General features: G+C 69.7%; 21 protein-coding genes. 9 read left to right on the top strand and 12 right to left on the bottom strand.

Annotated features, from left to right (window positions below; translation table 11 throughout):
- Positions 1 to 18: 18 nt before the first annotated feature.
- Positions 19 to 2,184 (bottom strand): 3-hydroxyacyl-CoA dehydrogenase NAD-binding domain-containing protein, encoded by a 2,166-nt coding sequence (locus ACFXJ5_RS34400; RefSeq protein WP_384640102.1) that lies wholly within the window; start codon positions 2,182 to 2,184, stop codon positions 19 to 21.
- Positions 2,185 to 2,247: 63 nt separating this feature from the next.
- The gene (locus ACFXJ5_RS34395) at positions 2,248 to 3,462 is read right to left on the bottom strand and encodes an acetyl-CoA C-acetyltransferase (RefSeq protein ID WP_384640100.1); all 1,215 of its coding nucleotides are present in this window, start codon (positions 3,460 to 3,462) and stop codon (positions 2,248 to 2,250) included.
- A 233-nt stretch (positions 3,463 to 3,695) separates the two neighbouring features.
- Between ACFXJ5_RS34395 and ACFXJ5_RS34390 the strand changes: the two genes are divergently transcribed.
- The 4 genes from ACFXJ5_RS34390 to ACFXJ5_RS34375 all read left to right on the top strand — a co-directional run bounded on the left by ACFXJ5_RS34390 (position 3,696) and on the right by ACFXJ5_RS34375 (position 7,002).
- The gene (locus ACFXJ5_RS34390; RefSeq protein ID WP_384640097.1) at positions 3,696 to 4,328 is read left to right on the top strand and encodes a TetR/AcrR family transcriptional regulator; all 633 of its coding nucleotides are present in this window, start codon (positions 3,696 to 3,698) and stop codon (positions 4,326 to 4,328) included.
- A gap of 116 nt (positions 4,329 to 4,444) precedes the next feature.
- Entirely contained in the window at positions 4,445 to 5,314 is an 870-nt protein-coding gene (locus ACFXJ5_RS34385) for an enoyl-CoA hydratase-related protein (RefSeq protein WP_384640094.1), read from the top strand.
- A complete protein-coding gene (locus ACFXJ5_RS34380; RefSeq protein WP_384640091.1) occupies positions 5,311 to 6,462 on the top strand; it encodes an acyl-CoA dehydrogenase family protein in 1,152 nt (383 codons plus the stop codon). The genes ACFXJ5_RS34385 and ACFXJ5_RS34380 overlap by 4 nt, the downstream gene beginning before the upstream one ends.
- Positions 6,463 to 6,540: 78 nt before the next feature.
- Positions 6,541 to 7,002: a PAS domain-containing protein gene (locus ACFXJ5_RS34375; protein ID WP_384640088.1), complete on the top strand. Its 462-nt coding sequence runs from the start codon at positions 6,541 to 6,543 to the stop codon at positions 7,000 to 7,002.
- 56 nt (positions 7,003 to 7,058) lie between these two features.
- Here ACFXJ5_RS34375 and ACFXJ5_RS34370 read toward each other — a convergent pair whose 3' ends face one another.
- The 5 genes from ACFXJ5_RS34370 to ACFXJ5_RS34350 form a co-directional block, all read right to left on the bottom strand.
- The gene (locus tag ACFXJ5_RS34370; protein ID WP_384640143.1) at positions 7,059 to 8,471 is read right to left on the bottom strand and encodes an MFS transporter; all 1,413 of its coding nucleotides are present in this window, start codon (positions 8,469 to 8,471) and stop codon (positions 7,059 to 7,061) included.
- 299 nt (positions 8,472 to 8,770) lie between these two features.
- A complete protein-coding gene (locus ACFXJ5_RS34365) occupies positions 8,771 to 9,202 on the bottom strand; it encodes a GlcG/HbpS family heme-binding protein (protein ID WP_136722979.1) in 432 nt (143 codons plus the stop codon).
- An 86-nt stretch (positions 9,203 to 9,288) separates the two neighbouring features.
- Positions 9,289 to 9,873 carry an NADPH-dependent FMN reductase gene (locus ACFXJ5_RS34360; protein WP_384640084.1) on the bottom strand — a complete coding sequence of 195 codons (585 nt, stop codon included), beginning with the start codon at positions 9,871 to 9,873 and terminating at the stop codon, positions 9,289 to 9,291.
- Positions 9,874 to 9,890: 17 nt separating this feature from the next.
- Positions 9,891 to 10,826, bottom strand: coding sequence for a fumarylacetoacetate hydrolase family protein (locus tag ACFXJ5_RS34355; RefSeq protein WP_384640081.1), 936 nt, complete (start codon positions 10,824 to 10,826; stop codon positions 9,891 to 9,893).
- 145 nt (positions 10,827 to 10,971) lie between these two features.
- Complete coding sequence (locus tag ACFXJ5_RS34350) at positions 10,972 to 11,820, bottom strand: hypothetical protein (RefSeq protein ID WP_384640078.1); 849 nt, start codon at positions 11,818 to 11,820, stop codon at positions 10,972 to 10,974.
- 247 nt (positions 11,821 to 12,067) lie between these two features.
- On the opposite strand from ACFXJ5_RS34350, the gene ACFXJ5_RS34345 reads away from it, so the two are divergent.
- Positions 12,068 to 12,826: an SDR family NAD(P)-dependent oxidoreductase gene (locus tag ACFXJ5_RS34345; protein WP_384640075.1), complete on the top strand. Its 759-nt coding sequence runs from the start codon at positions 12,068 to 12,070 to the stop codon at positions 12,824 to 12,826.
- Between the two features lie 76 nt (positions 12,827 to 12,902).
- Entirely contained in the window at positions 12,903 to 13,763 is an 861-nt protein-coding gene (locus tag ACFXJ5_RS34340) for a FadR/GntR family transcriptional regulator (protein ID WP_384640072.1), read from the top strand.
- Here ACFXJ5_RS34340 and ACFXJ5_RS34335 read toward each other — a convergent pair.
- The 5 genes from ACFXJ5_RS34335 to ACFXJ5_RS34315 form a co-directional block, all read right to left on the bottom strand.
- A complete protein-coding gene (locus tag ACFXJ5_RS34335; protein ID WP_384640070.1) occupies positions 13,720 to 14,898 on the bottom strand; it encodes an acyl-CoA dehydrogenase family protein in 1,179 nt (392 codons plus the stop codon). The genes ACFXJ5_RS34340 and ACFXJ5_RS34335 overlap by 44 nt on opposite strands.
- Before the next feature lie 491 nt (positions 14,899 to 15,389).
- Positions 15,390 to 17,036, bottom strand: coding sequence for a phosphoglucomutase (alpha-D-glucose-1,6-bisphosphate-dependent) (pgm, locus tag ACFXJ5_RS34330; RefSeq protein WP_384640068.1), 1,647 nt, complete (start codon positions 17,034 to 17,036; stop codon positions 15,390 to 15,392).
- 54 nt (positions 17,037 to 17,090) lie between these two features.
- Positions 17,091 to 17,279 (bottom strand): hypothetical protein, encoded by a 189-nt coding sequence (locus ACFXJ5_RS34325; protein WP_384640140.1) that lies wholly within the window; start codon positions 17,277 to 17,279, stop codon positions 17,091 to 17,093.
- Between the two features lie 19 nt (positions 17,280 to 17,298).
- Positions 17,299 to 18,459, bottom strand: a complete 1,161-nt coding sequence (locus tag ACFXJ5_RS34320) for a LacI family DNA-binding transcriptional regulator (RefSeq protein WP_384640065.1) — start codon at positions 18,457 to 18,459, stop codon at positions 17,299 to 17,301.
- Positions 18,460 to 18,581: 122 nt separating this feature from the next.
- The gene (locus ACFXJ5_RS34315) at positions 18,582 to 19,589 is read right to left on the bottom strand and encodes a hydroxyacid dehydrogenase (protein ID WP_384640063.1); all 1,008 of its coding nucleotides are present in this window, start codon (positions 19,587 to 19,589) and stop codon (positions 18,582 to 18,584) included.
- Between the two features lie 292 nt (positions 19,590 to 19,881).
- Here ACFXJ5_RS34315 and ACFXJ5_RS34310 point away from each other — a divergent pair, with 292 nt between their 5' ends.
- Genes ACFXJ5_RS34310 through ACFXJ5_RS34300 form a run of 3 tightly spaced genes read left to right on the top strand, consistent with a single transcriptional unit; the run spans position 19,882 to position 23,099 of the window.
- On the top strand, positions 19,882 to 21,216 hold the full coding sequence (locus tag ACFXJ5_RS34310) for an ABC transporter substrate-binding protein (protein WP_384640060.1): 1,335 nt from the start codon (positions 19,882 to 19,884) through the stop codon (positions 21,214 to 21,216).
- 48 nt (positions 21,217 to 21,264) lie between these two features.
- Complete coding sequence (locus tag ACFXJ5_RS34305; protein ID WP_384640056.1) at positions 21,265 to 22,242, top strand: carbohydrate ABC transporter permease; 978 nt, start codon at positions 21,265 to 21,267, stop codon at positions 22,240 to 22,242.
- Positions 22,239 to 23,099: a carbohydrate ABC transporter permease gene (locus ACFXJ5_RS34300; RefSeq protein WP_384640053.1), complete on the top strand. Its 861-nt coding sequence runs from the start codon at positions 22,239 to 22,241 to the stop codon at positions 23,097 to 23,099. The genes ACFXJ5_RS34305 and ACFXJ5_RS34300 overlap by 4 nt, the downstream gene beginning before the upstream one ends.
- The last annotated feature ends 19 nt before the right edge of the window (positions 23,100 to 23,118 follow it).

Here is a 23,118-nt window from a genome sequence, read left to right as displayed (position 1 = left end):
ACGACGCAGGTCGCCTGCTCAGGCGAACACATCGCCCTTCTCGGCCTTCTCGACCAGCGAGGCCGGGGGTACGAAGCGGTCGCCGTAGCGGTCCGCGAGTTCACGCGCTCGGGCGACGAAGCCGGCGGGGCCGCCCTCGTACTGGTTGATGTACTGGATGACGCCGCCGGTCCAGCCGGGGAATCCGATACCGAAGATCGACCCGATGTTGGCCTCGGGGACGGATCGGAGCACGCCTTCGTCGAAGCAGCGGACCGTGTCGACGGCCTCGGCGAAGAGCATCCGCTCCTTCATGTCCTCGAAGGGGATTTCGTGGCCCGGCTTGGTGAAGTGCTCGGTCAGGCCGGGCCACAGGCCGGTCCGTTTGCCGTCCTGGTAGGTGTAGAACCCGGCGCCGGTGGAGCGGCCCTTGCGGTCGAAGTCGTCGATCATCCGGTCGATGACCGCCTCGGAGCCGTGCGTCGGCCAGGTACCTCCTTCGGCTTCGGTGGCGGCGGCCGTTTCCTGGCGGATCTTGCGCGGCAGGGTCAGGGTCAGCTCGTCCATCAGCTGGAGGGCCGGGGCCGGATAGCCCGCCTGGAGTGCGGCCTGTTCGATCGAGGCGGGGTGCAGGCCCTCGCCGACCATGGCCACGGCCTCGTCCAGGAACTTGCCGATCACCCGGCTGGTGAAGAAGCCGCGGCTGTCGTTGACGACGATCGGCGTCTTGTTGATCTGGCGGGCGACGTCGAGGGCCCGGGCGAGCGTGGCATCGGAGGTCTTCTCGCCGACGACGATCTCCAGCAGGGGCATCTTGTCGACCGGGGAGAAGAAGTGCAGGCCGATGAAGTTCTCCTGGTCCTTCACCCCCTCGGACAGCTGGGTGATGGGCAGCGTGGAGGTGTTGGAGCCGAGCAGGGCACCGGGCTCGACGAGGTCCTCGATCTCCTGGAAGACCTTCTTCTTCAACTCGGGGCTCTCGAAGACCGCTTCGATGACCAGATCGCACCCGCGCAGGTCCGTGGCCGTGGCCGTCGGCGTGATGCGCGCGAGCACCTCGTCGGCCTGCTCGCGGGTCGTCCTCCCACGGCTGACGGCCTTGTCGAACAGGCCGGCCGAGTAGGCCCTGCCCTTTTCGGCGGCTTCGAGGGAGACGTCCTTCAGGACCACCTCCATGCCGCCGCGAGCGCAGACGTACGCGATGCCCGCGCCCATCATTCCGGCGCCGAGCACGCCGACCTTCGTCGCCCGCCAGGTGTCGTGACCTGCGGGCCGGCTGCCGCCGTTGTTGATGTGCTGGAGGTCGAAGAAGAAGGCCTGCGTCATGTTCTTCGATATCCGGCCGGTGACCAGCTGGACGAAGTAGCGGCTCTCGATGAGGAAGGCGGTCTCCAGGTCGACCTGGGCGCCCTCGACGGCCGCCGCCATGATGCTGCGCGGCGCAGGGTAGTCGGCGCCGCGCAGCTGCTTGCGCAAGTTGGCCGGGAAGGCCGGGAGGTTGGCGGCGAACTTCGGGTTCGAGGGGGTGCCGCCGGGGATCCGGTAGCCCTTGGTGTCCCAGGGCTGTACGGCGTCGGGGTGCTCGGCGATCCAGGCCTTGGCGCGGTCGAGGAGCTCCTCGGGGGTGTCGACGACCTCGTCCAGCAGCCCGAGGTCCAGGGCCTTGCGCACCTTGTGCCGCTGCCCTTGCAGCAGCACGTTGAGCAGGGCGTCGGTGATGCCCAGCAGCCGTACGGTGCGTACGACACCGCCCGCGCCGGGCAGCAGGCCGAGGGTGACCTCGGGCATGCCGATCTGCGAGCCCTTGGCGTCCAGGGCGATGCGGTGGTGGCAGGACAGGGCGATCTCCAGTCCGCCGCCCAGCGCGGCGCCGTTGATGGCCGCGACGACGGGCCTGCCGAGGGTTTCCAGCCTGCGCAACAGGGCCTTGATACGGGTGACGAAGGCAAGCGACTCGGCGGCGTCCTCGGGACCCGCCTTGATGAGTTCGGTCAGGTCGCCGCCGGCGAAGAAGGTCTTCTTCGCGGAGGTGATCACCACACCGGACAGGGAGTCCTTCTCGGCCTCGAGGCGGTCGACGACCGCGGCGAGGGCGTCGATGAACGCCCGGTTCATGGTGTTGGCCGACTGCTCGGGGGCGTCCATGGTGAGGACGACGATTCCGTCCGCGTCCTGTTCCCAGCGGAGCTGGTTCTGCTCGGTCATTGCTGCTGTCTCTCGTCTCGTTGGTCGTGGTCGTATCGCGGGGTCGGCGGTCGTAACGCGGAGTCAGAGGCGCTCGATGACGGTGGCGATGCCCATGCCGCCGCCGACGCACAGGGTGCACAGTCCGTAGCGCTGACCGCGTCGCTCCAGCTCGTCGATCACGGTGCCGACGAGCATGGCGCCGGTCGCGCCCAGCGGATGGCCCAGCGCGATCGCTCCGCCGTTGACGTTGATCCTGTCCAGGGAGACGTCCATGTCCTTGGCGAAGCGCAGGACCACGGCGGCGAAGGCCTCGTTGACCTCGATCAGGTCGATGTCGTCGATGGTCATACCCGCCTTGGCCAGCGCCTTGCGAGTGGCGGGCACGGGACCGGTGAGCATGATCGTCGGATCGGAGCCGGACAGAGCGGTCGCCACGATGCGCGCCCGGGGGGTGAGTCCGGCCGCACGGCCGGCCTGCTCGCTGCCGATGAGCAGGAGCGCGGCGCCGTCGACGATGCCGGAGGAGTTGCCGGCGTGGTGCACGTGGTCGATCTTCTCCACCTGGTGGTACTTCTGCAGCGCCACCGCGTCGAAGCCGCCCGCCTCGCCCATCGCCGCGAACGAGGGCGTGAGCGTGGCGAGCCCCTCCAGCGTGGTGTCGGGGCGCAGGAACTCGTCGCGGTCCAGGACCGTCAGGCCGCTCACATCCCGCACCGGCACGACCGAGCCCTTGAAGCGCCCCTCCGCCTGCGCCGCCGCTGCGCGCTGCTGGGACCGCAGTGCGAAACGGTCGACGTCCTCGCGGGAAAAGCCCTCGATGGTCGCGATCAGGTCGGCACTGACGCCCTGGGGCACGAAGTAGGTGTCGTACGAGGTCGCCGGGTCCAGCGGCCAGGCTCCGCCGTCGGAGCCCAGGGGCACCCGGGACATGGACTCGACGCCGCCGGCGAGCACCAGGTCCTCGGAACCCGAGCGCACCTTCTGCGCGGCGAGGTTCACGGCCTCCAGGCCGGAGGCGCAGAACCGGTTGACCTGCAGGCCCGCGGTGGTGTCGGGCAGCCCTGCCACCAGGGCGGCCGTCTTGGCGATGTCGCAGCCCTGGTCACCCACGGGGCTCACGACGCCGAGGACGACGTCCTCGATCAGCTCCGGGTCCAGGGCAGGGTTGCGCCGCCGTATCTCGTCGATCAGGCCTACGACCAGGGATATGGGTTTGATTCCGTGCAGCGAGCCGGTCTTCTTGCCCCGGCCACGGGGCGTCCGGATCGCGTCGTAAACGAAGGCTTCAGTGGTCAAGGAAGACGTTCCTCTCTTCACGGGCCGACAGGCACACGGCCACCGGCCCGCCCCTTCCGTCAGGCCGGAACGACCTCACGGTCTTCAACCTGAAGGATTTAATTGACGACTGTCAAGGGGTTGGGGGCAAGTTATTGACACACTGGCAATAAGTTCATCAGAGTGCTCTGTCTACACTGACCCCCAGCACACCGGAGCCCGCCCTGTTGACACCCAAGGCAGTAAGGACTGACATGAGCGCCGAGCCACGGCTGCGACAGAGGCTCGAGCCGGACCAGCGCAAGGCGCAGATCCTGGCGGTGGCCCGCCGGCTGTTCGGCGAGCACTCCTACGACGCGGTCTCCACCACGGACATCGCACGGGAGGCCCAGGTCGCGCGCGGGCTGATCAACCACTACTTCGAGAGCAAGCGGGGGCTCTACCTCGCCGTCGTCCGCCAGCTGGTGACCGCACCGTCGCCGGTTGCCGACAACCTGCCCAACTCCACGGTCGAGCGGCGCATCACGGTCATCATCGACCGCTGGCTCGACGTGGTCGAACGCAACGCTCCCATGTGGCGACTCATGTTCATCGGCAGCGAAGCCGTCGGCAGCGACCCCGAGATCGACCGGATCCTCTTCGAAGGCGACGAGATCGCCACGGACTGGGTGCTCCAGGCCGCCCGGCTCGCCGATGTCAGTGACGATCGGGAGGAGCTCAGGGCGGTGGTCCGGTCGTTCGGCAGCATGGTCCGGGCGGCCTCCAGGGAGTGGCTCGTGCGAGGCACGCTGAGCCGCGGCGACCTGCACGTACTCCTGACCGACACCCTGCTGCACCTGCTCCACGTCACCTTCCCGGCGCTGCGCACCTCCCGCGAGGGGCAGTGAACGCCGCCGCCTGACGGATCACGCACCACCTCCCCGGGCCGGCCCTGGACAGCACTATTGACACTCTGCCAATAGCTTCGCCATGCTGATCCGCACAAGCCCCGCGGAGGAGTGCAATGGAGTACACCCAGATCGCATACGAGGTGCACGAGCGCATCGCGACGGTGACGCTCAACCGGCCCCGGGCCCGCAACGGCTACACGATCCGCATGGCCGACGAGGCCGCCCACGCGCTACGGTCCGCAATGGCCGACGACGAAGTGCGCGTCATCGTGCTCACCGGCGCTGGCGACGACTTCTGCGTCGGGGCGGACCTCAGCGGCGGCGATCTCGGCGTCACGGAGAGCGGGGACCCGTCGTCCACACCGACGTGGATCGAGCCCGCCACCCGGGTCACCCGGCTGCTCTACCGCTGCGAGAAGCCGGTCATCGCAGCGATTCGCGGTGCGGCGGTCGGCGTCGGCTCGACGATGATCCTGCCGGCCGACTACCGGATCGCCGCGGCCGACAGCAGGTTCGGCTTCGTCTTCTCCCGCCGCGGCATCTATCCCGAGGGCGGATCCACCTGGTTCCTGCCCCGGCTCGTCGGCTTGGGCCGTGCACTGGACTGGATGATCAGCGGCCGGCTCATCTCTGCCGGCGAAGCCCTCGAAGCGGGGCTCGTGACCGCCGTGCACCAGTCTGCGGACGTTCTCGACCAGGCCTACGTGCTGGCGCGCGACCTTGTCGCGAAGACCGCACCGGTGTCGACCGCCGTCATTCGGCAGGCCCTCTACCGGATGAGCGCCCTCGACTCGCCCGAGCCGGCTTTCGCCCTGGACTCACAGCTCATCGCCAGCTGCGCGCACAGCGCCGATGCCGTGGAGGGCGTCATGTCCTTCCTGGAGCGCCGCCCGCCCGCATTCAAGGGCCACGTCAGCGAGGACCAGCCGGATTTCCTGCCCTGGCGCACCGGCACCCGTACCGAATCCCCGGAGGAAGCATGACGGCCGTACGTGCCCGTTGGAGCGACGACGAACTCGAAGCGGTGCGGGACCTGGCGCGCACCTATTTCGAGAAGGAGGTCGTGCCCAATGAGGAGAAGCACGCCACCCAGGGGTATCCGGACAAGGCGCTCTACGCCCGCGCGGGACGGTTGGGGCTGCTCGGCATGTCCATCCCCGAGGAGTACGGCGGCGGCGGTGGCTCCTTCGCGCATCTGGCCGTACTGATCCAGCAGCAACTCCGCAGCGGCGCCGGAAGCTTGGGCTTCGCCGTGAGCGAGGGCATCGTCGCGCACTATCTGCTCGCCTACGCCACCGAGGAACAGAAGCAGCGCTGGCTGCCGAAGATGTGCAGCGGCGAGTGGGTCGGATCGATCGCCATGACCGAACCCGGCACCGGCTCGGACCTGCAGGCGATCGCCACCCGCGCGGAACGAGTGGGTGGCGAGTATGTCGTCAGCGGCGCCAAGACCTTCATCTCCAACGGCCGCCTGTGCGACCTGTTGATCATCGCCGCCAAGACCGACCCCTCACAAGGCGCTGCCGGCGTATCCCTGCTGGTCGCCGAAGTCGGCGACGACACCCCCGGTTTCACCCGCGGACGGCTGCTGAAGAAGATCGGCCAGAAGGGCCAGGACACCACCGAGCTGTTCTTCGACGAGCTGCGCATTCCCGCCACCCACGTGCTCGGCGGCCAAGAAGGCCTGGGCTTCTATCAGTTGATGGAGCAGCTGCCACAGGAGCGCCTGATCACCGCGGTCATCGCGCAGGCGCTCACCGAGGCCGCCGTGGCCGTCACGATCGACTACACCAAGGAACGCCAGGCCTTCGGCCGCCCCCTGTTCAGCCTGCAGAACACGCGCTTCGAGCTCGCCGAATGCGCCACCATCGCGCGCATCAACGGCGTGTTCCTCGACGACTGCATCGAGCGGCACCTGCGCGGCGAGCTCGACGCCACCACCGCCTCGATGGCCAAGTACTGGATCACCGACCGCACCGGCGAGGTCGTCGACCGTTGCCAGCAGCTCTTCGGCGGCTACGGCTACTGCCTGGAGTACCCCATCGCCGGCATGTACGCGGACAACCGGGTCCTGCGCATCCTGGCCGGGGCCAACGAGGTCATGAAGGAACTCATCGCGCGATCACTGTGACGAGCCACTGTCTACTGTATACACTCGCCCCAGGATCTGTACGGTGACGGCGCGGGATCGTCCCACCTCGGAGGCGACATGGAAGACTTGGCCACTGACGTAGTCCTGGCGATGGCGGACCAGGCACCCGACGGCATAGTGATCATCGATCGTGAAGGACTGATCCGCTACTGGAACCGCGGAGCGGAGCGGATCTTCGGGTACTCGGCGGCCGAGGTCGCGGGGCGCAATCTGGATGTGATCGTCCCCCAGAAGCACAGGCAGCGTCACTGGGACGGCTTCGTGGCGGCCATGGCAGCCGGGTCCTCCAAGTACGGAGATGACGACCTCCTGGCCGTTCCCGCCCTGACCGCGGACGGCGGGACCGTGTCGATCGAGTTCAGCGTGGTGCTGCTGACCGGTCCTGACGGCAGCGCGGGCCACGTCGGGGCAGTCATCCGGGACGTCACCGCACGCCGAGCCCAGGAGAAGCAGATACGCCAACGGCTGCTGGAAGCCACACCAGCCACACCGGCCACGCCGAGCCGCGCAACGTCCTGACATCGCCACCGACCGGCTGAACCCCTTCGGCTCACCACGACGCCGCATGTGCGGCCTCACCTGGCCGGCTCCACCTCCTCCACCGCCACGATGGGCGCGGAGGTGTGACGTACGCGGAGTGTGAAGCCCGGCAGCGCGATGAGGAAGGCGGCCGCGGCCAGTGCGGCCGCGGCTGCGAGGCCGATCTGCGCCGCGGCGGCGAAGTCGCCGTGCGAGGCGGCGAGTTCGCTGAAGTACAGGGAGCTGGACAGGGCGACACCGAGCGAAGTGCCGATCTTCATGCCGGTCTGATAGACGCCGGCCGCGGTGCTGCCTTCCTTGCGGGGTACGCGGTGCAGGGCGAGCGTCTGGTTGGCGGCGATGACGCAGCCGGCGCCGCAGCCGGCCACCAGCAGCGGCACGGCCAGGGCCAGTCCCATGGTGACGCCGGAGGAGGTGCCCACCACCAGGGCCGTGGCGGCGAGCCCGAGGGCGGTGGCAGCGGTGCCGCCGATCACCAGCCGATGGCCGACGCGGTGCACGACACGGCCGCTGATGATCCCGCAGACCGCCGACCCGACGGTGAAGACCACGGTGCACAGTGATGCCTGAAGCGCCGTGTAGTGGAGGCCGCTCTGGAGGAACAGGGTAAGGACGATGAAGATGCCCGTGAACCCGCCGTACAGGGACGCGGCGACCAGCGAGCCGACCCAGTAGTTGCGCACGCGGAACAGACTCAGATCGACCAGCGGCTGCCGGCCGCGGCTCGGGAGACCGCGCTCCCGCAGGACGAAGACGACCAGCAGTGCGATGCCGGCCGACAGCAGCAACCACTGGCCGTCCCCCCAGCCGCCGCTCTGCAGCAGGGGCAGCATGACCGCCGTGACGGCGAGTCCGAGCACGAGGATGCCGACCAGGTCGAGGCTGCTGCGCCGCTCGCTGCGCCGCCCCTCCGGCAGTATGCGCATGCCGAGGAAGAGGGCGAGCACGTCCAGCGGTATGAACAGGTAGAAGATCCACCGCCAGCCGTCGGCCGTGCCGAACGACTGGAGGATGAGGCCGCCGAACAGTGGGCCGATGGCCGTGGACAGGGCCACCGTCGCGCCGTAGTAGCCGAACGCCCGGCCTCGTTCGCGCGGCGGGTACATCTGGTGCATCAGTCCGACGACCTGGGGGGCGACCAGGCCGGCCGAGATCCCCCTGGCGAGCCGGGCCGCGACCAGCCACGTTGCGTCGGGTGCGGCCCCGCACAGCACGCCCGTGGCGATGAACAGCACCATTCCGGTGAGGAATACCTTCCTGCGGCCGAACTCGTCCCCGAGTCGCCCGCTCGGGACCAGCACCAGGCCGAAGGTCAGCGTGTATCCGGCGATGGACCAGGTCGCGTCGGCGGACGTCAGGCTCAGTTGGTGGCCCATGGAGGGCAGCGCCACGGTCACGATACTCACGTCGAGCAGCGTCAGGAACGCGGCGGCGATGCAGATGGCCAGGGCCTGCGCGCGTCGCCTGGTGGTCAGTTGGAGCGGGTCGGGTGTTCCCGGTTCCCCGGGCGTCTGTGGTGCTCGGAGGGGTTCAGGTGGGTTCGTGAAGCTGAGGCTGTCAGGCGTCTTTGCCATGGTGCACCTCTGTTTCCCATCGGCCATCTGCGCGAAGAGTCGGATGCCGTGGGGGGCGCGGGGAGGGGGCGCCCCGCCGGGGACTGCGGCTCACACCGTTGAGCTGCACATCCGCTTGGGGTGGTGGTGGCCGGGACCGTCCTGAGCGCCGGTCCCGGCCACAGAGGCTGCGGTCAGCCCACGTCGGCGACCAGGCCGGCCTTCTCCACCCCGAAGACGGCGACCGTTTCGTCGTTCTCGGGGCGCTCACCGCTGACGCCCACCGAGCCGAGCAGTTCGCCGTCCTGGTCCCGGACGAGCACGCCGCCCCGGGAGGAGGCGACCCGTCCCTCGGAGATCGCGGCCAGCGCTGCGAAGAAGGCGGGGTCGCGGGTGGCGTGCCGCGCCCCGGCGGCACCCCCCGAGCCGGTGCCGAGGCAGCCCCATGCCTTGGCGTGGGCGATCTGTGGGCGGAGGATGCCCGCGCCGTCCTCGCGCTTGACGACCTGCGGATGGCCACCCGGGTCGAGCACGGTGATCGTCAGGGGTCGCAGTCCCAGTTCGCGCGCGTGGCTCAGCGCGGCGTCCACGATCTCGGACGCCTGAGCCAGGGTCAGTCCACTCATTTTTGTCGCTCCTCTGTTATCTCGGTAGTGGGTGAGGAAGGGGGTGGAGCGCGCCACCGGCGGACACCGCGACCGGGTTCCCCCGCTCACCCGGCCGGGGCGGCGAGCCGGGCCGCGGAGAGCACGGTGGTCAGCCGGATCAGTTCGTCGATCACGCCCGTCGCGTTCTCGTCGAGACCGGAGGCGGGCTCGAACACCCCGTCGGAGTTCACCGTCTGGCGGATGAACGGGATGTTCACGGAGTGCGCGAGCGGCACCATGCCGAGCGCGGAGACCACGGGCAGCAGCGCCTGTACGGCTCTGGCGCCCGCGGCGACCCCGCCGTAGCCGACGAAGGCGACCGGCTTGCCGGCCCACTCCTTGGCCAGGTAGTCCAGGGCATTCTTGGTGGCCGCGTTGTAGCTGTGGTTGTACTCCGGGACCACGAACACGTACGCGTCGGCGGAGCGCACGGTCGCGCTCCAGCGCCGGGTGTGCTCGTGGTCGTACTGGCCGCGCTGCGGGGGGCGTGGTTCGTCCAGCAGTGGCAGGCCGACCTCGGCGAGGTCGACGAGGCGTACGTCGAAGCCCGCGTGCTGGACCGCCAGGTCGTGGATCCAGGTGGCGACGGCGAGGCCGCGCCGGCCGGGGCGGGTGCTGCCGACGATGATCTGCAGCTGTGGTGCGGACATGACCGACCTCCGGTTGCTCAGTCGTCGAGGACGACTTTGTTCTCGACGACTCCGAGCCCCTCGATCTCGCCGCGGACCACATCCCCCGGCCGCACGTTGCCGTGGCCGGGCGGCGTCCCGGTCGAGAGCACGTCACCGGGCGCCAGGGTGAGCGCGGCGGTGAGCCAGGCCAGCTGCTCGGGAATGGAATGGAACATCTCGGCGGTGCTGCCGTCCTGCCGCAGCTCACCGTTGACCCAGGAGCGGATGCGCAGTCGGTGCGGGTCGGGGATCTCGTCGGCGGTGACGAACCAGGGGCCGGTGATCCCGTAGGTGTCGAAGCCCTTGCCGCGGTCCATGCGGTTGTTGTCCAGCTCGGAGACGTCCCGCGAGCCGGTGTCGCAGAAGCCGACGTAGCCGGCCACCGCCTGTAGGGCGGTGTCGGGGGTGAGGAAGCGGGACCGGGTGCCGATGACGACGGCCAGCTCCATCTCCGGGTCGACCTGCCGGCTGATGGCCGGATGCCGGAGCTCGTCGTACGGTCCCGCCAGGGAGCCGGCGGCCTTCAGGCATCCCTGGAGCCCTCGCCGCGGCTGCTGCGGCGCGGAAGCGGGCCGCTGGCGGGGGTAGTTGGCCAGCATGCACCAGATGGTCTGCGGCCGCCCGACCGGCGGGCCGAGCCGTCCGGGATCGTCGGACCAGAGGCAGTCCTCGTGCAGTTCGCCGGTGTCGGCGTGCTCGACGGCCCAGTCGAACACCCGCCGTACGGCGTCGAGTTGGGGATCCGCCTGCAGGAGTGCGGGCAGGTCACCGGGAACGGCGAGCCGGGCCCGGGCCAGGGCGTCGTCCCGGTGGACGCCGCCGGTCTCGAGGCGGCGTACGAACGCGGCCTGGATGTCGATGAGGTGGTGCGGAACGACTTCGGGGAAGCAGAGCCGGTCGCCGAAGGGGGTCCGCCGAGAGGCGATTTTCACGGGGAGTTGGGTGCTTTCCGTGAGGGTGCGTGCGGATGAATCGGCCGACGGGAGCTCGGGAGGGCCGCGCCGTCCCGAGCCGCCGCCTGCCGGAGGGCCGGCCGGCTGCGAGCCGGGGTGAGTCCGCGCCGGTACGCAGCCGGGGTCAGGCGGTGTCGGCGTCCTTGGCGTTCTCGAACCTGATCCCACCGTCGGTGGTGACGAGGTCGAACTGGTCGGAGGGCACGGCCGGCAGCTCGATCGGGGGCAGGCCGACGGTGTACAGGACCAACTCGTCGGTCGCGACGAAGCGCGCCTTCTCCCCGGGGTCGGCCTCCACCGCGCCGAGCCTGCCGATCTCGGTGTCCTCGACCGTTCCGGCCCCCGAGAGGACCACGGTCAGCCGGCGCGCTTCCTCCCTGGTGGAGATCCATTCGGCCCCGGCTTCGATCTTGATGAACTCGATCCAGAACTGCCGCTCGGTGTACGCGCCGATGCGCTTGCGCTCAACTCCGGGCCACCCGGGCACGGGCAGATAGCTGAAGTGTGTCGGGTTGCTGATGACCACGCCGTTGTAGCGCGGCCGCGGGAACTTGACCTCCCGGCGCGCCCGCCGCTCGGCCTGTGCCTCCTTGTTGTCCGGGCCACGGCCACGGCCGGCTCCCATGCCGAGCCCTGAGGCGCCGGCGAACTGCAAGACGAGCTGCAGCTGCTTGGGGTCACCGATCGGGTCGTCCTGCGGCCCGTAGGTCTGGCCCTCGGGGAAGTAACCGACCTCGCCCTCGCGCAGGATGCCCTGCTCGCCGAGGTTCATGTCACCCACCAGCGGCAGACGGATCTGCTCGAAGGTGTGGCAGTGCCGGGGCATCAGGAAGTCGGCCTCCTGGCGCCCCAGGATGTAGCGGTAGTTCTCGAGCGGCTTGTTCCTGTCGCCCATGAGCAGGTAGTTGAACGACACCGTTCCCCTGGGGTGGTCCATGCGGAACGCGTTCTCGTCGTATGGGGCGATCTTCATCGCTGTCCTCCGTTGTCCGGTGCTTGCCCCTGCGTCGCCGACGCATCCAGGTCGGTCTTCGCGCGGCGGGGCGTACTGACTGTCACGACCGGCCGGGGCTGCGCTCCCGCGGGTCCTGCTGCGGCACGCCCTTCCCGATGGCATCCGGTCGTCGCTGTAACCACCAAACCTTCTTGGTAGGCTTGTGTCAAGGTAGGCAATGAGGTTCTCACGAACCTCAAGGAACCGAGTCCCGAGGAGTACGGCCATGACCGAGGTGGATCTGAAGGGGACCGTCACCCTGGTGACCGGTGCATCCAGCGGGATAGGCGCCGCCGTGGCGCAGGTCCTTGCGGCACGGGGATCGGCCGTCGCGCTGGTGGCCCGGCGCGAGGACCGGCTCACGGCGCTGGCCGAGCAGCTGACGGCGGCGGGCGGGAGGGCGCTGCCGGTGCCGGCCGACGTGGCCGACGCGGATCAGGCCCGCGCGGCGGTGGAACAGGCCGTCGACACCTGGGGACGACTGGACATCCTCGTGAACAACGCAGGCGTGGCCCAGCACGCCCCGATGGTGGACGCGTCGGTCGCGGACTGGGAGCACATGGTGCGGGTGAACCTGCTCGGCACCCTGTACTGCGCGCACGCCGCCCTGCCGCACCTGATCCGCGCGGCCGAGAGCGACCCCCGGCACGTCGCCGACCTGGTCAACGTCAGCTCGCTGTCGGGGCGCATCGCCCTCAAGAACTCCGGCGTGTACAGCGCGACCAAGCACGCACTCAACGCCTACAGCGAGTCGCTGCGCCAGGAGGTGGCCGGCCGGCGCGTTCGCGTCTCACTCCTCGAACCCGCAGCCGTGACGACCGAACTGTTCCCACGGCAGATCCGGGAGGCGATGACCGCTGGGACGCGCCCCTACGAACGCCTCAGCGCTATGGACGTCGCCGACGCCGTCGAGTACGTCGTGACACGCCCCGCCCATGCGGCGGTGAGCGAGTTGCTCATCCGTCCCAGCGAGTCGGAGCGTTGAACAAGATTAAACCTACTAGGTAGATTATCGTCCTCTTGGACGGGTCATATGGACCCAGGAGACCCTTGGGAGTGACATGTCCGTGCCTCACACCCCCGCGAAGCTCTACCGCGGCCGGGTGGCCGACCAGATCGTCGAGGACCTGCGCGAACAGATCCTCAGCGGCGGGCTCCCCGACGGCTCCCGGCTGCCCTCCGAGCGTGAACTCGCCGCGCACTACGACGTCAGCGGCCCCACCATCCGCGAGGCGATCCGCGTCCTGACCGCGATGGGCCTGGTCAACACCAGAAACGGCAGCAGAGCGACGGTCACCGCACAGGGAGACACCCTGCTCGCCCTGTCCATCGCCTCCGTCGTCCAGGTCGAGAAGGTCGGCGCCCGGGAGGTGCTGGGCCTGCTGGGAGCGCTCACCGCATACGCCGCCGAACTCGCCGCCGAGCACGCCTCCGACGAGGAGATCACCCGCCTGCGGGACGCGTCCGGGCGGACCGCCGGCACCGACAACACCGAGAGCGTGGAGCAGTCCGCAGCCGCGCTCCGGGACTTCTTCGTCACCCTCTCCGAGATCTCCCACAACCCGCTGCTCGCCGCGCTCTGCCGGTTCATCGCCGAGCTCCAGATCGGGCTCGCCGTCAAGCTGTCCCGCGGCGAGACCGGGAGCTGGGGGCAGATCGCAGGCGCCCTCCAGCCGGACCGGGTACGGATCGTGGACACCATCGCCACCCGCGATCCGGCCGCCGCGGCCACCGTGGTCCGCGACTACCACCGGCGCGTCGTCGAGCGGATCACGTCCGTCCGCAAGGGCGAGGAGCCCACCGCATCCGAGGCCGGGATGACCGAGGCGCTGACCGCGTGGCTGCGGGCGAACGCCGGGCTGGGAGGTCAGACGCCCCTCAACGGCGGACGCGGGGCATTCCCAGCCCGATCCAGGAGATGATCTCGCGCTGGATCTCGTTGTTGCCGCCGCCGAACGTGAAGATGACGGCGCTGCGGTAGCCCCGCTCCAGCTCGCCATGGAGCACGGTGCCGGCGGAGCCCTCCTTGAGGGGGGCGGCGGCGCCGACGATCTCCATGAGCCAGGCGAAGGCGTCGCGGCGGGCTTCGGAGCCGTAGACCTTGACGGCGGAGGCGTCGTGCGGGGTCAGTAGGCCTCGCTGGAGGGCGTCGACCATCTGCCAGTTGAGGAGTTTCATGGCGTCCAGCCGGGCATGGGTGCGGGCGAGCCGCGCCCGGACCCAGGCGAGGTCGATGACGCGGCGGCCGTCGGCGAGCTTGGTGGCGGCGGCCCAGCGGCGTACGTCGTGATAGGCGCGGATCGCCATCGTGCCGTGCGCGGCGAGGGTGACGCGTTCGTGGTTGAGCTGAGTGGTGATCAGCCGCCAGCCGTGGTTCTCCTCGCCGACCCGCCGGGTGACCGGGACGCGTACGTCCTCGTAGTAGCTGGCGGTCGTGTCGTGCGAGGCGAGGGTGTTGATGACGGTGCACGAGTAGCCGGGGTCGGTGGTCGGCACCAGCAGGATGCTGATGCCCTTGTGCGGCGGAGCGTCGGGATCCGTCCGCACGGCGAGCCAGACCCAGTCGGCGGTGTCGCCGTTCGTGGTCCAGATCTTCTGGCCGTTGACGATGTACGAGTCCCCGTCCCGCACCGCCCGGGTCTTCAGCGCGGCGAGGTCGGTCCCCGCGTCGGGCTCGGAGTAGCCGATGGCGAAGTCGAGTTCGCCCGAGAGGATCCGGGGCAGGAAGTACGCCTTCTGCTCCTCCGTCCCGAACTGCATGATCGTCGGCCCGACGGTGTTGAGCGCCATCAGCGGAAGCGGCACCCCGGCCTGGGCCGCCTCATCGAAGAAGATGAACTGCTCCATCGGGGTCAGGCCCTGCCCGCCGTACTCCTCGGGCCAGCCCGCGCCGAGCCGCCCGTCGGCGCCGAGCCGCCGGACGGTGTCCCGATAGAAGCGCTTCTGGGCCGCGGGATCGGAATGGCGGGCGTAGGCGTTCTCGGGAACGAGGGCGGCGAAGTAGGAACGCAGTTCGGTGCGCAGTCGCTGCTGCTCAGGCGTGTAGTCCAGGTGCACGGCCCCTCCAGAGGTCCGTCCGGGTCTGCGCCGCACAGACTAGAACGCGTTACAGAAATCCGGAAGACCCACGCACCCCCCGACTCTGCCCGCCGTACCGAGCCACCGCCTGCACCTTCCCCGGTGGTTGGCCGGGGTTGGTCATGCGGTGTGCGCCGGGGGAGCGGAAGAGGGACGGCGGGAGGGCCGGGGCCGGAGCCACCCGTCCGCCCGGCAGGCAACAGCGACGGGCAGGGCCCGGGCCGGAGTCGCACCCACCCACCCAACACCCACCCGCCCACTCACCCACCCACCCGCCGGGCAACAGCGGCGGGGAGGTCCGGGGTCGCAGGGGTGGGGGTTCTGGACGCTCCGCATATTTGTGTGCGGCATGCCGGGCAAGGCAACGGAGGACCCGTCACGCACGTAAATATGTCGGTCCAGGACCCCCAGCCCCGGAGGCCCCGGACCGGCACCACGCACCGCACCGACCCGACCCGAGCCGACCCGAGCTAGCCGCCCAGCGCCGCCGCAACGACCGCTTTGGCTTCCTCCTGGACCAGCGCCAGATGGTCTGCGCCCCGGAACGACTCGGCGTAGATCTTGTAAACGTCCTCCGTCCCCGACGGCCGTGCCGCGAACCAGGCGTTCTCCGTCTGCACCTTCAGGCCGCCGATCGACGCACCGTTGCCGGGCGCCTCGGTCAGCACGCCGGTGACCCGCTCCCCCGCCAGCTCACCGGCAGCGACCTGGTCCGGAGTGAGCTTGGCGAGCACCGCCTTCTGCTCCCGCGTGGCGGGCGCGTCGATCCGGGCGTAGGCAGGCTCGCCGAACTTGGCGGTGAGAGCGGCGTAGTGCTCGGAGGGCGAGCTGTCGGTCACCGCGATGATCTCGGAGGCGAGCAGCGCAAGCACAATGCCGTCCTTGTCGGTCGTCCACACCGACCCGTCCCGGCGCAGGAAGGACGCCCCGGCCGATTCCTCCCCCCCGAAGCCGAGCGAACCGTCCAGCAGCCCGTCCACGAACCACTTGAAGCCCACCGGCACCTCCACCAGCTTCCGCCCCAGCTCCCCCGCCACCCGGTCGATCATGCTCGACGACACCAGCGTCTTGCCGACCCCGGCATCCGACGGCCAGCCCTCGCGGTTGGCGTAGAGGTACGAAATGGCGACTGCCAGATAGTGGTTGGGGTTCATCAGCCCCGCGTCGGGCGTGACGATGCCGTGCCGGTCGGCGTCGGCGTCGTTGCCCGTCGCGATCTGGTACGCGTCGCGCTGCGCGATCAGCGAGGCCATCGCGTACGGCGACGAGCAGTCCATCCGGATCTTCCCGTCCCAGTCCAGCGTCATGAACCGCCACGTCGGGTCGGCCAGCGGGTTGACCACCGTCAGGTCCAGCCGGTGCTGCTCCGCGATGCGCCCCCAGTACGCCACCGACGCGCCGCCCAGCGGGTCGGCCCCGATCCGTACGCCCGCCGAGCGGACGGCGTCCAGGTCGAGGACGGCGGGCAGGTCCTCCACGTACCGGCCGGTGAAGTCGTAGCGGCCGGTGGTCTCCGCGGACAGCGCCCGGGTGTACGGGATCCGGCGCACGCCGGCGAGGCCGGCGGCGATCAGCTCGTTGGCCCGGTCCTGAATCCAGCCGGTGGCGTCGGAGGCGGCCGGGCCGCCGTTGGGCGGGTTGTACTTGAAGCCGCCGTCGGCCGGCGGATTGTGGGAGGGCGTGACGACCACGCCGTCCGCGAGGCCGCCGGCGTGGCTGCGGCCGCGGTTGTGGGTGAGGATGGCGTGCGAGACGGCCGGGGTGGGCGTGTAGCCGTCCGCGCTGTCGATCAGCAGGGTCACCCCGTTGCCCGCGAAGACCTCCAGCGCCGTCGCGCGGGCGGGCTCGGAGAGCGCGTGGGTGTCGGCGCCCAGGAAGAGCGGCCCGTCCGTGCCCTGGGCGGCGCGGTAGTCGCAGATCGCCTGGCTCGTCGCGCTGATGTGGTCCTCGTTGAAGGCCGTGGCGAGCGAGCTGCCCCGGTGCCCGGACGTGCCGAAGGCCACCCGCTGGCCCGGCTCCGCGGGATCCGGGTGCAGGGTGTAATACGCGGTCACCAGCCGGGCGACGTCGATCAGATCCTCCGGCCGCGCCGGCTGTCCCGCCCGTTCGTGCACCATGTCCGACTCCTCCGTGTCCGTATGAGCAGGGCCATCACGCATTCTCGGCCATGCTCACATCCTCACCCACACACGCATCGCGCAGGGGCCCCCGTTGGCCCAGGCGAAGTAGGGAAATGCAGACAGTTCGACCGGCTCTCCGACCGAGCGGAGCGGCCGCACGCCCTCGGCCCGTTCGAGGCAGTACACCAGTGGCCCGAGTTCCGGACCGGCGCGGCCGCGAACAGTCGTGCCGGCCTTCAGCGCTCAGCAAGCGGTGCCCTCAGCCGTGGACCGGGGCTGCCGAGTCGCGTACGACCACGTGCGTGCCGAGCTTCACCCGCTGGCCGCCGGCGTACTCCTCGCGGCGCAGGGCCAGGCGCACGGCCGTACGGCCCAACTCCTCGTGCGGGATGTGGACGGTGGTGAGGGCCGGGACGAGGTCCATCGACAGGGGGATGTCGTCGTAGCCGACGACCGACACGTCCTGCGGCACCCGCAGCCCCGACTCGCGCAGCGCCTGGAGGACACCGGCCGCCACCATGTCGGTCATGGCGAAGATCGCCGTGAAGTCCACGCCGCGTGCTATCAGTTCCAGGGTGGCCCGGCGGCCGACCTCGCGGTTGAAGTCGCCGGGGACGATCAGCTCGGGATCGACGGGAACGCCCCGGCTGCGGAGCGCACGCTCGTACCCGGCCACGCGCTCGTTCGAGGTGGACAGCCCTTCGAGGGTGCCGAGCAGGACGATCCGCTCGTGGCCCGCCGACAGCAGATAGCTGGTCATGGCGAAGGCGCCGCCCTCGTTGTCGTACTCCACGACCGTCTCCGGCACGTCCTCGCCGAGCGACGGACGGCCGCACAGCACCAGGCGGGAGCCCGCGGCGTCCAGGGAGCGGGCCAGGCGCACCATGCGCTCGGTGTAGTCCGGGGCGGATCGGGCTCCGCCGACCAGGATCACCGCCTCGGCGCGCTGCTGGCGCATGAGGTTGATCACCGCCAGTTCGCGGTCCGGGTCGCCGTGCGTGGCGCAGACCAGGCAGACCCGCCCTTCCGCGGACGCCTGCTGCTCGACTCCCCGCGCGATGTGGGCGAAGAACGGTCCTGTGACGTCGTCCAGGACGAAGGCGACCGTGTTGGACGTCTCGGCCACCAGGGCGCGGGCGTAGGCGTTGACCACGTAGTCCAGCTCGTGCATCGCGCGCTGGACGCGTTTACGGGTGGCGGGAGCGACGGGGTAGGTGCCGCCCATGACCCGGGAGACCGTGGCGGGGGAAACGCCGGCGCGGGCCGCCACTTCCTTGATGGTGCCGCGCTTGATCCTGCCGCCACGGCCACCGCCACCGTTTCCGCTTTCGGATGCGGAAGCAGATGCGGATGCGGATGCGGAGGGCCCGGGATCAGCCGCACCGGTCGCGTCGCCGTGGCGGGGGGCGCGCTTGGGCATGCGGCTCTCTCCTGTGTGCGGTCCGTCCTGGTGCGGCGGCCGCGCGCCGTCGTCGGCGCTCGGGTCCCGCTCGGGGGCCATGCTATGTGGACGGACCGGCGGCCTCGGGCGGTGAGGCATGGTCAGGCGACCCGGGTCAGGTCGGCGCGGGTGACCTGATGGGCCAGCGGAAGGCCGCCGCACAGGCGTTCCAGCTCCTCCACGGCGGTGCGGCCGAGCCGTTCCAGCTCGTTGCCGAGGGATCCCGCGATGTGCGGGGTGAGGAAGACGTTGGGCAGCCGGTACAACGGGGAGGACGGCGGCAGCGGTTCGGGCTCGGTCACGTCAAGGATCGCGCTGATCCGGCCGCTGACCAGTTCGTCGGTGAGCGCCTGCTGGTCGATCAGGCCGCCCCGCGAGGTGTTGATGAGCACGCCCCCGTCGGGGATGAGCGCGAGGCGGCGGCGGTCCAGCATGTGACGGGTGGCGGGCAGGTCGGGGGCGTGCAGGCTGACGATGCCGCAGCTGCTGAGCAGGTCGTCGAGGGGAAGCGGCTCCGCGCCCAGCCGGGCCGCGGCCTCGCCGTCCGCCCAGGGATCGAACAGGACGGGTGAGAGGTCCAGGGGCTGCAGCAGCTCCAGGACCCGTCGGCCGACCCGGGAGGCGCCGATGATGCCCACCCGGCGGCCGAGGTTGCCGATACCGGCGACGTCGGCGGGGACCGGGTGACGGTGGCCGGCCCGGTAGCGCTCGCGCCAGCCGAAGGCGTCCTTTCCGGCCAGCAGGATGGCGGCCAGGGTGTATTCGGCGACCGGCACCGCGTTGGCCTCGGCGGCGGAGGAGACCAGCAGGCCGCGCTGCCAGCAGTCGTCCGTGACCAGCCCGCGGACGCTGCCTGCCGCGTGGATCACGGCCCGCAGCCGGGGTGCGGCGGCCAGGAGGCCCGAGTCCAGGGGCGGGCATCCCCACCCCGTGACGAGGACCTCGGTGTCGGCCAGCACCGCCGCCAGGGCCGGATCGCCGAAGTCCTGGACGACCAGCGCCGGGTCGACGTCCACCACGGCCCGCAGGCGGCTCAGCACGTGGGGCGGGAAGAGCCCGGGCAAATGCCGGGGGTCCATGGCGAAGAGCGCGGTGGGTCGGTCGGCCATCGGATGGCGCTCCTGGGGAGTTCGGGGTTCGGGCAGGGTCGACTACCTGTATTCGGAAAACGATTTCTAACGTAGCGAGCACCCCCGCCCCGGTCAATGGATCTGCCTGAGGACACGAACGAGCCCAAGAGCTGTCGCCTCCACCTGCAGTGATGGAGCGTCGGACAGCGCCACCGCACCACCTCGGGGAAAAACGGGCGCAACAACCCCGGCGCAACCCCTTGTCGAACGGCGAGAGTTGGACGTACGTTCCACCGCAAACGATTTCTACGCCCCAAGGATGAGGCACGCCATGGACAGAAACGCCCCGGGACGTCTGCGCAGAACCGTCGCCGTCGCCACTGCCGTCTCGGCGCTGACCGCGGTCGCGGCCTGCGGAGGCGGCAGCGGGAACGGCGACTCCGCCGCCAAGCCCACCGGCAAGGTCACCCTCACGTTCTGGGGTCAGGAGAACGGCATGCCCCAGGCGGTCGCCGCCTGGAACAAGACCCATCCCGACATCCAGGTGAAGTTCACCAAAGTCACCCTCGGCGACACCGGCTACCAGAAGATCACCGCCGCCGTGAAGGCCGGCAACGGCCCCTGCACCGCCGAGCTCAACGCCCAGCAGGTCGTCACCTACGCCGCCCAGGGCATGGTGCAGGACGTCACCCAGTACGTCGGCACCTACAAGGACAAGTTCACCGAGGCCGCGTGGAAGGCGGCCAGTCCCGGCGGCCGCACCTACGCGGTCCCGGAGAGCGCCTCGCCGAACTTCTTCGCGTACCGCACCGACCTGTTCAAGAAGTACGGGCTGACCGTCCCGACGACCTGGGACGAGTTCATCGCCGCCGGCCAGAAGCTGGTGAAGGCCAATCCCAAGCTGAAGCTGATGAACTACGCGCCCGAGGACCCCAGCGGCTTCGTCGGCCTCAACTGGGAGGCGGGCGCGACCTGGTACAAGCAGGAGAGCAACGGCTGGAAGATCGACTTCCTGTCGCCGGAGTCGCTCAAGGCGGCCGGCGTCCTGCAGAAGATGGTGGACAGCAAGATGCTCTCCTCGGTCTCCTACACCGACCCCGGCATCTGGAAGACCTGGGACGACGGCGGCACTCTCTCCATGACCACCTCGACCTGGCAACTGCCCATCTACTCCAAGGTCTTCCCCAAGTCCGACGGCAACTGGGCCATCATCCCCGTCCCCCAGTACGCGGCCGGCCAGGCCTCCACCGACAGCGGCTACAACACCGTCGGCGTAATGAAGGGCTGCAAGTACCCCCAGCAGGCAGCCGAGTTCGGAGGCTGGATGGGCACCAGCCCGACCGCGCTGAAGCTGCTCGCCGACCCCGTGAACGGCGCGGGCTGGTTCCCCGCCCTCAGGGACGTGTCGCCGTACCTCACGGGCATCACCCCCAAGAAGATGATCCCGGACAGCACCGCCGCCACCCAGGTCGTGACCAAGGCCGCCGCCGAGGTCAACACCACCTGGGAGTTCGGCCCGGACTACGCGACGATGTACACGAAGATGGCGAGCTACTGGCCGCAGGTACTGGCCGGGAAGATGAGCGCCGTCGACCTGCTGAAGACCATGCAGGCGTTCGTCCTGAAGGACCTCAAGAGCCAGGGCATCTCCGCGTCCGCGGGCTGATCCGCCGCACCTTCCGTACCCCGATCAGACCACCCAACGGAGATCTCCATGAGCACCGAGGTGGAACCTCAGCTCGCCCGCACCGGCCCGCCCGAGGCCGACGGCGCCGCGCGCCGCTCCGGCCGGCGTCGCGGCCGGCAGGCCCGTACCGGCGCGGCCAAGGGCTTCGCCTTCACCATCCCCTACGTGGTGGGCTTCCTGGCCGTCTACGTCGCGCCGGTCGGCTACGCCCTCTACCAGAGCGTCCACCAGGAGAAGCGGTCGGCGCTCGGCTTCGGCGCCCCCACCACCGTCTTCGCCGGCCTGGCCAACTACCGTGACGCCTTCGCGGACGGCGTCTTCTGGCGCAGCATGCTGCGGGTGGCCCTCTTCGGGGCCGTGGAGATCCCGGTCATGCTCGGCCTGGCCCTGCTGATGGCGCTACTGCTGGACGGAATCGCGGCCCGGGGAGTCAGGTTCTTCCGGCTGGCCTACCTGACGCCGTACGTCGTCCCGGGGGTGGTGTCGGCGCTGCTGTGGCTGTACCTGTACAGCCCGACCATCAGCCCGATCAGCAGCGCCGTCGGGCGGCTCGGCGGGAGCCTGGACTTCTTCACCCCGGTCAACACGTATCTCTCCCTGGGCAATGTGCTGGTCTGGGAGCAGATCGGGTTCAACATGATCCTCATCTCCGCCTCCCTGCAGGCCATTCCCAAGGAGCTGTACGAGGCCGCCAGGCTGGACGGCGCCACCGAACAGCGCATCGCCTGGTCGGTGAAGATCCCGTCGATCCGCCCGGTGCTGGTGCTGACCGGCATGTTCTCGATCATCGCCGCGCTGCAGCTGTTCACCGAACCGCTGATCATCCGTCAGGAAGCTCCGGGGCCGATCGGCGTCAACTTCACGCCCATGCAGACCATTTACGTCACGGCCTTCTCGACCAGCAACTACCACTACGCCGCCGCGCTCTCGACCGTACTGGCCGTGGTCACCGGCATCCTCGCGTTCATCTTCTACCGCGTCACGAACAGGCGGACGGCATCATGACTCTCCAGGCCGGCACGGTACGGGTCTCGCGCAGGTCGGTCGTCCTGACCATGGCGCTGATGACCGTCTTCCTGCTCTACTCGCTGCTTCCCGTGTGGTGGCTGCTCGTCTCCAGCACCAAGAACCTCAGCGACCTCTACAACACCTTCGGACTCAGCTTCGCCCGCTGGAACCTCCCGGAGAACCTCAACAAGACGCTCAGCTACCACGACCACGTCTTCCTGCGCTGGGTCTGGAACTCGGTCCTCTACTCGGGGCTCGGCGCGGCCGGCGCCACCCTGGTGTCCGTCGCGGCCGGCTACGGCCTCGCGAAGTTCCGCTTCGCCGGCCGCGGGGCGCTCTTCGCGGTGACCATCGGCTCCTCGCTGCTGCCCGGGGCGCTGCTGGCGCTTCCGCTGTACCTGCTGTTCAGCCGGATCGGTCTGGTCGGCTCCATCTGGTCGCTGCTGATCCCGTACTTCGTCAATCCGTTCTGCGTCTATCTGGGACGGGTGTACGCGGAGAGCTCGATCCCCGACGAGCTGCTGGAGGCCGCGCGCATCGACGGCGCGGGCGAGCTGCGGATCTTCACGTCCATCTCGCTGCGGCTGATGACCACCGGTGCCGTCACGATCTTCATGCTGGACTTCATCGCCATCTGGAACAACTTCTTCCTGCCGCTGTTCATGCTCAACGGCGAGCGGTCCTTCCCGGTGATCCTCGGCCTCTACGACTGGAACCGTCAGGTGCTCCAGTCGCAGGACATGACCAACCTCGTCATCACCGGCTCGCTGCTTTCGGTCATCCCGCTCGCGCTCTTCATGATCTCCCTGCAGCGATACTGGCGCAGTGGCGTCCTCATGGGCAGCCTCCGCTGACGCCCTCTGCGGGTCGGTG

This window comes from Streptomyces sp. NPDC059373 (genome assembly GCF_042751495.1).
Lineage (GTDB): Bacteria > Actinomycetota > Actinomycetes > Streptomycetales > Streptomycetaceae > Actinacidiphila.
Note: the sequence above shows the minus strand (reverse complement) of the source record. Positions and strands in the feature narration are given on the sequence as shown.